This is a genomic window from Pseudocitrobacter vendiensis, assembly GCF_943590815.1.
Lineage (GTDB): Bacteria > Pseudomonadota > Gammaproteobacteria > Enterobacterales > Enterobacteriaceae > Pseudocitrobacter > Pseudocitrobacter vendiensis.
The window spans coordinates 62,929-74,014 of the sequence record NZ_CALSBS010000024.1; the positions used below are offsets into that span (position 1 = coordinate 62,929).

The following is an 11,086-nucleotide window of genomic DNA, read 5'->3' on the forward strand; positions in this document are numbered from 1 at the left end:
GCAATGGGCGGGGCGCGGTGGGCGGCCGTCAGGCCGCCTTGGGCTTGCTGCGCGACCAGATGAGGTCGTGCGTGTCATTCTCGCCTTCGATCAGGCGGGCATAGACCGTCGCCGGGAATGAAGGATCGTCGATGGCCACCGACAGGTAATCCCGCCCGGCCTCGCTGGTTTTCTTCCACGCCGCGCCGAAGTCGTGGCCGGCCGCTTGCAGGCGGAAGTCCGGGGCGCTTTCGTTCTCGCCCTTGTCGTTGGGAACCAGCTTGACCTTGAAGTTGAGGGTCAGGGTGCGGAGCTGGCCGGTGAAGCCGTCTTTCTCTGCGGTGAAGGTGCCGATGTTAGCCATGATGATTTCTCCTTTCGGGTTGAACAAGGTCGCGCCAGTGCGTCCTTGTTGTGATCCGTCCGGCGGGGGATGGGCTGGCCGCACCGCGCAGCGGTCGCAACACCGTGGAGAACCTGGAAGCGAAAAGAATTTGTCCCGCGAGGAATGCGCGCAGCGCAGGGGGAATTGTTTTCGCTGGAAGGTTGCGGCCATGAAGCCCAGCCACCGCCAGGATTCACAACAACACAAGGACGTACTGGCCGCCCGCTCCCGAATGGAGGCATGGCCGACTCGGCATCCCCGCGCGACGGCTTCACCGGCCTGCGCCCTGACACGGGCAAGGACAATGCCCAGCGACAAGGTGAAAGCGTCCCTACTGCTGCTTGCGGCCCTTTGCGTGAGGCGTGGCGTGGAAGCTCCATTGCAAGGCCGGGCGGCGTGTCGGTGAACCGTCCTTCGTGACGTACAGGCGACGAACCGCCAGCGTCGAGGACGGCACGCTTTCGTGCAACCTGCGGCAGCAAGCCGGGGCGTAGCCCCACACGCCCGTCCATTGCGGTGGGGCGCGTTCGGAATGTCGTCGGCGCTGTGCGCCGACGCACTTATGGGCTTCGAGGGTTTCCCGCGCACAAGGTCACTTGTGCGCCGCCCCTTCGCCGTCCGCCCGAAGGCGGCGAAGGGGCGTTCTGGCTTTGGGCTTGGAAACCGGGCGCGGCCACCGCCGCGCCCGGATTTTTGACCATCGGCACCAGGGCGGAACGGCCTGGGGCCGATGCTGATGGAACAGCGAAGCGCCCCGGCCGAAACCGGGGCGCTCGGTGGTGGTGAAGGTCAGGCGGCGAGTGCGTGGGCCTGCTGCTCGTCGTCGTTGTCGATGGCTTCCGGCTCGTCGTTCGTCACCGCCTGCGGCGCATCCTGCGCCGTGGTGTCGTCGGTGCCTTCGGCCTTGAAGATGGCAGGCATCCAGCCGGTGCCATCGGCCAGCCGCTCGGCTTCGCTGGCAATGTCGGCCTTCTTCAACTTCGCCAGCCGGGTGACGTGCGCCGGGGCGTACTGCTCCACGGCTTCCAGAATCGCGGCCTTCGGCACATGCCGGAAATAACCCTCATTGGTGGGCTTCCACCATGCGGCCATGTCCAAGCCGACAGCCTGCGCCAGTTCCGCGCCCGGTTGCTGCGGCGTGGCGCGGGGTGTCACCACGTCCACCGTGACGGCCACGGATATCGCCAGCAGCCGCACCAGTTCATCTTGCGACTTCGCTAGCAGCACGGCGAACAGTTCGGCGCTGTCCTCCGGCAAGCCTTCGCCTGCTACCTGCTGCAACTCGCGCAGCGCCACGGCGGCGGGCGAATCCGGTATATCCGGGGCGATGCCTTCCAGCCGGTCTTGCGCTTTCAGGCTCACGCCCAGCGGCAAGTCGTGGCCGTAGTGGCTGCCCTGCAAGACGGTCTGCACCATGCCATGCACCAGCGCGGCCAGCGCCACTTGCGGATGCCGGGCGACTTCGATTTGCAGCGCGGCGGTGCGGTGGGCGCTCAACCGCTGCGCCAGCTTGTCGGACATGGCGGCGGTCTTGGGCTGCTCGTCGTCCTCGCCTTCGTCGTCGTTCCCGGCTTCGCTTTCGCTGCCGAAACCTTGGCGCAGGCGTTCCAGTGTGCGCAGCGCCTTGGCCTCGGCCTCGCGCATCAACCCGCGATGAATCACTGCCTGCCCGTTGCGGTCGATGGTGACGATGGCACCGGCTGCGGCCTTCACGGTCGTGCCGTAGTCCTGCAAGCCATCTTCCAGCGCCTGCAACTGCTCGCCCACGGCTTCGCCTTCTTCCTGCAAGGCATCGGCCTTTTCCTCGTCTTCGGTATCAAGCGCGTCATCCACGGCGGCGGCCAGTTCGTGCATCTTGGTTTGCAGCTTCTCGATGCGCTGCGCTTCGCGCTTGTTCGGTTCGCGGCGCTCCCTCGGCGCACGCTGGAAGGCGTGCAGGTCGGCATGGGTCACGGCGGGGGTGGCATCCACCCACGCCCAGCCTTCGTCCTTCACCTCGGCGGCGATACCTGCCAGCTTGTCTTGCGCCAGCCGTTCCAGCAGCGCGGCATCGGTCAGATACACGCCCGCGTCACCTTCCGCGAACAGGTCACGGCGCACACCACCGCCTGCGGCTCCGTAGGTATCCAGCCCCACGAAACGCACCAGCGGATGCCGGTATGCGTCAATCTCGCGCTCGGTGAGGCGGTCGCGCAATTGGGAAGGGTTGCGCTGCCACGTCGGCGCGTCGTAGAACGCGGTTTCCTGCGCGGCGTGGTCGTCGGTGATGGCAAGGGCCATCAACTGATCGAGCGTCACGGCTTCGGCGCGGTAGTCGGCCAGCAGCCGGGGCGAGACGTTCGCCAGCTTCAAGCGGCGCTGCACCACCAGCGGCGTGACGCTGAAATCGGCGGCTATGTCCTCGATGGGTCGGCCTTCGGCCACCAGCGCGGCGAATGCCTCGAACTGGTCGGCGGGGTGCATGGCTTCGCGCTGCACGTTCTCGGTGAGGCTGGCCGTGCGGGCGGTGCCATCGGCCACCAACAGGCAAGGCACTTCCCATTCCTTGCTGATGCGGCGCTTCTTCGCCAGCAGCTTCAACGCGGCCAGCCTGCGGCCACCGGCCACGACTTCGTAATGCTCGCCATCGGCGGCGGCAATGACGATGAGGTTTTGCAGCAGGCCGACACGCTGAATGCTCGCGGCGAGTTCGGGAATGGACATGCGCGGGGTCTTGCGCACGTTGCGGCCAGCAGGACGCGACACCAGCCGCGACAGCGGAACCAAAATCAGGTTCTTGGTCGGGTCGGCGGCTTCCAGCGGGATAGCGGCGGCGGTGTTGAGGGCGCGGGCTTCGGTTTGGGTAATGGCGTTCATGGTGATAACTCCTATCGGTTCAGGGATGCAGCAGCGAAGAAAGCGGCAAGGGCTGCTGCCTGCCCCTGCCGCGTGGGGAATCAGGCCTTCAACTGGCGCAGGCCATCGGCCAACATCCAGAGGGCGCGATTGAGGCGCACATCGGAATCAATGCCCTGCACGGGGCGGGTCTGCTGGCGGCGTCCGTTGGCGCTGCGGCCATGCAATCCGCCTTTGGTCAGGTTTTCTTGGGTGCGGTTGAACACGCTCCACAAGTCCGGGCGGCGGTCGTCGAACCGGCGCGGCATCAGGATTTGGCTTTCCGTGATGGGCGCGGGCTTGTTATCGGTGGGGTCGTACTTGAGGGCCAGCGCGGAACGGGCGAACACTTCGGCTTCGCCTTCGTCCAGCGTGATAGCGCGCATCAGGTCGCGGGATTCCTTCACGCGTTCGAAGCCGCTCAACACCTCGAAAGCGCCTTCGATGACAGAACCGGCCACGTCGCCCTTGTGCGGCACGCGCACATCGGCCACGGTATCGCCGCACACAAGGCCATTGCTGCAAACGAACCGGAACATTCCGGCCAGCATCTGATAGCTGCTGGTGCCGTCGTGCGAGTTCAGCAGCACGATTTCATTGGCTTCCGCGCCGTTGATCTGACTGGCATGGCGCAGGCGAATCATGTGTTTGGTGTAGTCGCGGCGGTCGTCGTGCCGCACGCGGGTTTGCGCTGCCATGAAGGGTTCAAACCCTTCCTTGCGCAGTTCCGCCAGCACGGCGGCGGTGGGAATGTAGGCGTACCGTTCGGAGCGGCTATCGTGCGGGGCCTCCGCGAAGATGGACGGGGCTACGCGGCGGATTTGGTCGTCGGACAGCGGGTAGTCACTGCGCAGCGTCGGGGAATGGGAAGCGAATCGAGATGCGAGTTGCATGGTTTTCTCCAATGAGTTGCTGTGGTTTCAAAGCTGACCGGATTCCAAGATTCGGAGCCCGTTGTGGCTTCGGTTGGTTCGGCGCAGAGACCTGGGCCGGTCCTGTTTGCCGCCGTCTTTCCTGAGTTCATCGCCCGCGAAAAACCGGGCCAGCGAGGGACTGGCCGTCAAGGGAGAAGCGCAGGGTTGGTGCGGCCCGCAGCGCAGCGAGGACTCGGCCCTGCGCGCCTTGACGGCCAGGCACCGCGGGCTACGGTCGCGGGAAAAAGCGATGAACTTGGGGAAAGACGAACAGCGGCCAATGGGCCAGGGGGTGCGCTGAAACCAACGCCGCGCGGCGAGCGCCCCTGCGTGCCAGCGGCACGCCTAGCTGGATGGCTGTTGGTCGATCAGGTGCAACCTGTTCGGTGCATGCGAGGGGCGCCAAGCAAGGCGCGGCGGGGATGGGCTGTCCAGCCGATCCCCTGGAGGGCAAGCGCCGCGCGCAGGCCAGGAGCGAAGAGACGGCCGGAGGCATCAGGGATCAAAGCCGCATGGCCGCGACTCGGCACGAGGCGCGGGGCAACGCCCGCGAGCCCGACGGCGGCACGCCGGGATGCTCTACTGTTCACAACAAAATGTAAGTGACGCAATAGTACTTATGAGCCACAATGTAGCTACATCTATTGTGAGCGCAACAATGGCAAGTAACGACGTCGTTCGTGCCCGGATTGACGGGCAGATTAAAGAAGCCGCAACTGTTGTTCTGGCTGAAATGGGGTTATCAATTTCGGATGCGATTCGGATGCTGCTGACCCGAATCGCGGCAGATAAGGCACTCCCCTTTGACATCAATCGTGTGTCGTCCGATTCTGATCGGAAGGCACCATAAGGTTGCGCTGAGGCAAGGCCCGCAAATCGTTTCTCTGAACAGTAGGGATCAAGAATAGTTCATGGCATCTATCAGACCTTCAGCATTCAATCAACGTGAGCGTTTGGACGGCGGCCCCTTCCTTGTCATTGAAGCAGCCGAACCGGAAGAGGAAGGCATTAACGTTTTCTTCACTGATATTCCCGCAGCGGAGCGCAAGCCGGATTCGCCAATAGCGAGACTGCTCAATGTGTGTCCAGACAGATTGACCATTTGGCCTCTTAATATTCGAGAAGATCGCGACGATTACCTGCAACCTAAATACGGCACCCTTGAACGCATCGTCGTCGCTCGGCCTGTTATCGAGCCCTACATACTGCCAGAGACTACTGACGATGTCGTTGGGCTTCTTGAGCAGTTGCCGGATGGGTTTGCCAAAGATTTTCGATTCGGTTTGGGGCTTCTGTGGGAATATCGGCAAATTTGCGAAACAGCCGCCAGCTTAGAAAACGTAAGCATACTCATTGTCCACAAAGGAAATGACGCGAAAATTGATTCGCCATTCTTTATTCTCGGAATAAGAAGATTTCATGAATTAAGAAAAGAATTAAATCGCATAGCCTCTCGCCACCAGAGAGACGCGCGCAAGGACAAGCAATTTCATGTCTACCAGACCTTATTACATGCTGCCGATTCAGCACAATTTCCCGCTCTAAAGAAGAGCGTAAGACCTGATGCACTAACGGAAATGACCGATGGTGGGCGGCAGCATGTGACGCTTTCCAAGCGTGATCGGCGCGCCGCTGTTCGCATGGTTCAAGACAATATAGAAGCACTGGCGGAATCTGAGCCGCGCTCGCTGCTGGCATTAAAGAATGATATTGAGCTCATCACACTGAATCAACTGATTGAGCGATACCAGGAAATGCTTGGAAAAGGACTGACGGAAAGCAAGTGGCAAAGCTTCTTTCTGGAAAATCCTTTCATACTTAGTCTTGCATTTGCCGTTCCAGCCATGCTGGTTCAGGGGCAAGCTTATGCAGGTGGCAAGCGACTTAACGGGTCCGGCGGAAAATTTTCAGATTTTCTATACGCATCCGCTTCCACGGGCAATCTTGGCCTCATTGAGATAAAAAAGCCGCAAACCGAACTGCTAGGAAAATCTCCCTATCGTGGAGATGATGTTTTTGGCCCATCGACAGAATTGGGTGGAGCGATTGCTCAAATTCTAGATCAGCGTTTCAAATTGCAGAGTGAACTACCCGTCATAAAAAATAACATGAACCGATACGACCTCCACAGCTATGCGGTTCGCTGCATAGTTGTCGCTGGCATGACGCCACAAGAGCATCAGCAAAGAAAGTCATTCGAGCTCGTTCGAAATGCGTTCGCAGAGATCGTGATCGTGACTTTCGATGAACTACTTGCAAGGCTAACCGAGATTAAAAATGCGCTCCAACCGATTCCTACCTTAGACACGGTGCCGTTCTAAAACCAACTGACAGTTGGCCATTCCGTAGTTGGGATCAATGGCTGCAGTGTTCAACCAATCCATCGGCCGATCGGCATGTGGATTTCAACAACAAGATTGAATCAAATGCATATATCCAAGCTCAGCCTGGTCAACTACCGGAACTTTCCCAACACGAAGCTGCTGTTCCAGAAGGGTATCAACACTGTCATCGGCGAAAATGGATCTGGCAAAACCAATCTCTTTCGCGCAATCAGATTGCTGCTTGATGACAACATGATTCGCTCTGCCTACCGGCTGGAGCATACCGACTTTCATCGCGGCCTAGGGCGCTGGCAGGGACATTGGATCATCATCAGTCTTGAGTTTGAGGAAATCTCTGCGGATGAATCAGTGCAGGCGCTCTTCCGACATGGGACGGGCGTAATTGAGGAAGAGGCGAACGGCAAGGCCACTTACAACCTGATCTTTCGTCCGAAGAAGGAAATCAGGCTGCGACTTTCTCAATTGAACGATGGTGATCAGGCAGGCCTCGACGCTATCCTGAACCCGGTCACCATCGACGACTATGAAACGATTTTCACAGGTCGGAGTGAAGCCGACTTCAACGACGAGGCCTTCTATAAGGATGTGGTCGGCGACTTCGCGAATGTTCGATTCAATGAAGAGGTTGAATTTCGTGTTATCGGCGCGAAGATTCCGAACGTGCTGTCCGTCTCCAAAGAAATTTCGTTCACTTTCGTCCAGGCGCTACGGGACGTCGTCTCCGAATTTCACAACAACCGGACAAATCCGCTCTTTTCGCTTCTGAAGGGCAAGAGCGGCGATATCGACCCCGTGGCGTTCCAGGCTATCACCGACGGGGTAAAGGCATTGAATGACTCCATCGAAGCGTTGCCAGACGTGCAGGTCGTCCGGACGGATATCAGAGACACCATCAAGGATGCGGCGGGTGAGGCGTATTCGCCGTCTTCTCTTTCTATCAAGTCGGATCTGCCAGACGAAGCTGACAAGTTGTTCCAGTCGCTCAAGCTGTTCGTTGGCGAATCGGGGGAGAGCCACGAAGGACCGATCCACGAGCTGAGCCTTGGTGGAGCAAACCTGATATTCCTCACGTTGAAACTGCTTGAATTCAAGTATCAAAAGGCTAAACAGTCGATCGCCAACTTTCTGCTTATCGAAGAGCCGGAAGCTCACATTCACACACATATCCAGAAAACACTGTTCGACAAGCTCAAATACGACGACACACAGATCATTTATTCGACCCATTCGACGCACATCTCTGAGGTCAGCAATGTTCAGAACGTGAACATCCTCGGCAGAGAAGGTGATCGTTGCGAGGCATACCAGCCTGCAATTGGCCTAAACCCAGAAGAGATCGGCAACATTCAACGCTACCTGGATGCTGTCCGTAGCAACTTGTTGTTTGCCAAGAGCGTCCTCTTAGTGGAGGGCGATGCAGAAGAAATTCTCGTTCCGATCCTGATCAAGAACGTGCTAGGCGTCAGCCTTGATGAACTCGGCATCAGTTTAATTAATATCCGCAGCACTGGATTTCAGAACGTCGCGGTTCTTTTCGATGATGCCCGAATCCGGAAGCGGTGCAGCATCGTCACCGACCTTGACAAGTCCATCATTGACACAACGCCGGCGGCGGGAGACTCCGAAGGGCTGCTCCGGCGCAAGGGCAAGTATCAGGCATCCCAGGAAAAAGGGGTCGCCAGGAAAGCGTTATTGGAAGACACCTTCAAAGATAACGGGTGGGTTTCTCCATTCTTTGCCCCCCATACCTTCGAGGTCGACTTCATTGCCGCCGGCAATGCGCGTAAGGTGGTCGGCATCCTTCCTGATGTCTACAAGGATGCACCAACCATCGCGACGGCCAAGGCGGAGCTCGAATCAGCGGACATCGCGTTGTTCGGTCAGCGCGCATTGACCATGGCGGACAACTACGGCAAGGGATGGTTTGCCATCTTGCTGGGAAAGAAGATCGATCCGCAGACCGCCATTCCGAAGTACATCTTGGACGCCATCGCTTTTGCGCATCCGGTGGTCACTAAGGAAGTCTGGTTTAACGTGCTGAGCTACCGCGTGAACTACATCGATGCAGAAGATATCTTCACTGCGTCTGCCGTATTCGACGACTTTAGGGCCAAGCTGCTGGCCTTCCGAAATGGAGACATCGACTTCGTCGGCATCCGAAACGAGATGCTTGCCACGTTCCCAGATGATCGCATCAACGATGTACTCGCGGTGTTCTGATCATGTTCATGTGGAACAAAGATGATCTGAATCCCGAGCAGGAAGCAGCCATTCTGAAGCCAGGGAGCGTCTTTCTCATCGCTTGCCCGGGCAGCGGGAAAACGCGCACGCTCACCTACAAAATCGCCTATGAGTTGTCCAGGCTGAAATCGAACAAGCAGTTTGTCGTTGCCATCACTTATACGCACCGTGCCGCCGACGAAATCCACGAGCGCATTGAGAGCCTTGGGGTGGATACATCCCGATTATGGATAGGAACGATACATTCGTTCTGTCTTGAATGGATATTGAAACCGTACGGCATCTATCACGAAGCGTTGGATCGAGGCTTCCGTGTGATCGATCAGCATGAGCGCGAGAAAATCCTGGAGGCATTGTGCAAGCCTTACCAGAAGCCAAAAATAACATTCTGGGATTGTGAGTTTTATTACACCGAAACTGGATATGTGCTCTCCTGCCCACAAGATTGGAAGCATTCGGGTCTTCACGTCATATTGGGCAAGTATTTTGAGATTCTGCACGAAAGTCGGCAGCTAGACTTTGAGCTCATTCTTTACTATGCGTACCAACTGATCGCACGTCATCCTGCGATCAGCACTCTTCTGGCACAGTTGTTCTCTTTCGTGCTGATCGACGAGTATCAGGACACCAAACGAATTCAGTATTCGATCATCACCGCCATTCTGAAAGCTGGTCAAGGTGCGACCAAGGCCTTTATTGTCGGAGATCCTAACCAGGCGATTTATCAATCGCTTGGCGGATATCCGATTGCCTTCGAGGATTTCAAGGCGATGGCCAATATCGATTTGGACGAACTCGAACTGTCGCGGAACTACCGTTCTTCTGAGCGCATCATTGAGTACTTCGGAAACTACAACGTTCACAACACACGCATCGAAGCCGCATCCGAGGACAAGGCGTACCCAAGCCTTATTTCATTCGACGACACAGTGAGCAAAAATGATCTGGACGCTGAGCTCATCCGGCTCATCCGTTTCAACATTGAGACTATGGGCATCTCACCTCACGAGGTGTGCATTCTCGCGCCACAGTGGACGCATCTTGCAAGCATGACACGTCGTTTGGTCGCCAGCATGCCGGAGTACTCATTCGATGGCCCCGGTATGGTTCCCTTTGCACGGGACACAGAGAATTTCTGGTACAGGCTTTCTAAGATTGCACTTACTCAGGCATCGCCGGGAATGTATGTGCGCAGACTGCGGTGGGCCGGGGAGATTCTGAATGACCTAGAGGCGGCCGGGGCTAGCGTGTCGAAGCTCACGCGGAGGTCCTTGTTGAGGGAGTGCAATGCAATTAAGATCGATGAAACAGATGGTCTTACCTACTTGAGCGCATTTTTCGAGCGTCTGTTTGCAAACTTAGCAATCGACTTTCGCCTTTTCACGCTGCTTCAAGAGCATCACGTTGCCTTCTTCGATAGTTCGCAAGCCCGGGTAAATCGATTGAAGAGTGAAGGTAGCGAATTTATAGGCGATATTGAGACATTCAGGAAGGTATTTCAGCATAGGACTGGAATCACCATCTCGACGATACACGGCGTCAAGGGAGCCGAGTTCGATGCAGTGATCGCTTATGCATTATTAGAAGATATGGTGCCGCATTTCAATGATCCGAACGGTCAAGAAAGCGCGATGAAATTGCTGTATGTCATTGGTTCGCGGGCAAGGAAGAACCTGCACCTTGTTTCGGAACGAGGTCGAGTTCGCCAGTATTCTGGCGAAGAGTATCAAGTAACTCGCAAGCTTGCCTCATGCAGTTTTGGATACGATCAAATTCCATAGAAATCACGAGTAGCGCAACCGCGCTCTCTATGGGATGCCCTACAGCTTTGTTTAGCGTTTGGCTGAATCATCTGCGCGCGGCTCGCTCTGCATGCCCTGCTGTCGCCAGCTCAACATGCAAGCGGAGCGCGCAGGCCCGGATCACAGTGTCGGGCCGTGGAGGGCTGGCGAATGCCAGTCCCGTCAGGGATGAGCGAATAGCGAACGTGGAGCAGCGCGATCCACAAAGTGGAGACGCTCAAGGTTCCGTCGCTTACTATTTGGACTACGGCGAGTTGAGTAAAAAATATGAAAAATATCTTTGAAGAAATCAATGAATTTTCTTCGGAAAAAATCGCGTTATTCAGCTTTGGGAAATTTTGCTACGTCTTTCTTAATAAAGACCCGATCTTTGTCAAGAAATTGCTTCCCCTCATCCAAACCTCTCTGGCAAATGAGAGCTTTCAGGCAGACGTAATGCGTGCTTATACGGAGGGCTGCATGAATGAAAAGGCGGCCATTCTGAAAGAATTTGAAGCCAAACGCGACCATCCAAACGCAGCCAAGTTTTATGGGCCACAGCTTGAT

8 protein-coding genes are annotated in these 11,086 nt (G+C 57.0%); 5 read left to right on the forward strand and 3 right to left on the reverse strand.

Annotation, left to right across the window (positions count from 1 at the left end):
* Positions 1-28 precede the first annotated feature (28 nt).
* From NMC31_RS20300 to NMC31_RS20310, 3 genes are all read right to left on the reverse strand, one after another.
* Positions 29-343: a DUF736 domain-containing protein gene (locus NMC31_RS20300; RefSeq protein WP_004883051.1), complete on the reverse strand. Its 315-nt coding sequence runs from the start codon at positions 341-343 to the stop codon at positions 29-31.
* An 810-nt stretch (positions 344-1,153) separates the two neighbouring features.
* Complete coding sequence (locus NMC31_RS20305; RefSeq protein ID WP_004883050.1) at positions 1,154-3,220, reverse strand: ParB/RepB/Spo0J family partition protein; 2,067 nt, start codon at positions 3,218-3,220, stop codon at positions 1,154-1,156.
* Between the two features lie 80 nt (positions 3,221-3,300).
* Complete coding sequence (locus NMC31_RS20310; RefSeq protein ID WP_004883049.1) at positions 3,301-4,131, reverse strand: DUF932 domain-containing protein; 831 nt, start codon at positions 4,129-4,131, stop codon at positions 3,301-3,303.
* Between the two features lie 679 nt (positions 4,132-4,810).
* Here NMC31_RS20310 and NMC31_RS20315 point away from each other — a divergent pair.
* The 5 genes from NMC31_RS20315 to NMC31_RS20335 all read left to right on the forward strand — a co-directional run.
* The gene (locus NMC31_RS20315; RefSeq protein ID WP_004883046.1) at positions 4,811-5,002 is read left to right on the forward strand and encodes a type II toxin-antitoxin system RelB/DinJ family antitoxin; all 192 of its coding nucleotides are present in this window, start codon (positions 4,811-4,813) and stop codon (positions 5,000-5,002) included.
* 61 nt (positions 5,003-5,063) lie between these two features.
* Complete coding sequence (locus NMC31_RS20320) at positions 5,064-6,473, forward strand: Shedu immune nuclease family protein (RefSeq protein ID WP_004883043.1); 1,410 nt, start codon at positions 5,064-5,066, stop codon at positions 6,471-6,473.
* Between the two features lie 105 nt (positions 6,474-6,578).
* Positions 6,579-8,717: an AAA family ATPase gene (locus NMC31_RS20325; RefSeq protein ID WP_004883041.1), complete on the forward strand. Its 2,139-nt coding sequence runs from the start codon at positions 6,579-6,581 to the stop codon at positions 8,715-8,717.
* A 2-nt stretch (positions 8,718-8,719) separates the two neighbouring features.
* Positions 8,720-10,519, forward strand: a complete 1,800-nt coding sequence (locus NMC31_RS20330; protein ID WP_004883039.1) for a UvrD-helicase domain-containing protein — start codon at positions 8,720-8,722, stop codon at positions 10,517-10,519.
* A gap of 288 nt (positions 10,520-10,807) precedes the next feature.
* Positions 10,808-11,086, forward strand: a 279-nt coding sequence (locus NMC31_RS20335; protein WP_198640220.1) for a hypothetical protein, incomplete at its 3' end; no start/stop codon positions are given.

What these genes read in the sequence shown, in the direction of transcription:
- NMC31_RS20305 (WP_004883050.1), bottom strand. Translation starts at nt 3,220, where the DNA reads ATGAACGCCATTACCCAAACCGAAGCCCGCGCCCTCAACACCGCCGCC.
- NMC31_RS20330 (WP_004883039.1), top strand. Translation starts at nt 8,720, where the DNA reads ATGTTCATGTGGAACAAAGATGATCTGAATCCCGAGCAGGAAGCAGCC.
- NMC31_RS20325 (WP_004883041.1), top strand. Translation starts at nt 6,579, where the DNA reads ATGCATATATCCAAGCTCAGCCTGGTCAACTACCGGAACTTTCCCAAC.
- NMC31_RS20300 (WP_004883051.1), bottom strand. Translation starts at nt 343, where the DNA reads ATGGCTAACATCGGCACCTTCACCGCAGAGAAAGACGGCTTCACCGGC.
- NMC31_RS20310 (WP_004883049.1), bottom strand. Translation starts at nt 4,131, where the DNA reads ATGCAACTCGCATCTCGATTCGCTTCCCATTCCCCGACGCTGCGCAGT.
- NMC31_RS20315 (WP_004883046.1), top strand. Translation starts at nt 4,811, where the DNA reads ATGGCAAGTAACGACGTCGTTCGTGCCCGGATTGACGGGCAGATTAAA.
- NMC31_RS20320 (WP_004883043.1), top strand. Translation starts at nt 5,064, where the DNA reads ATGGCATCTATCAGACCTTCAGCATTCAATCAACGTGAGCGTTTGGAC.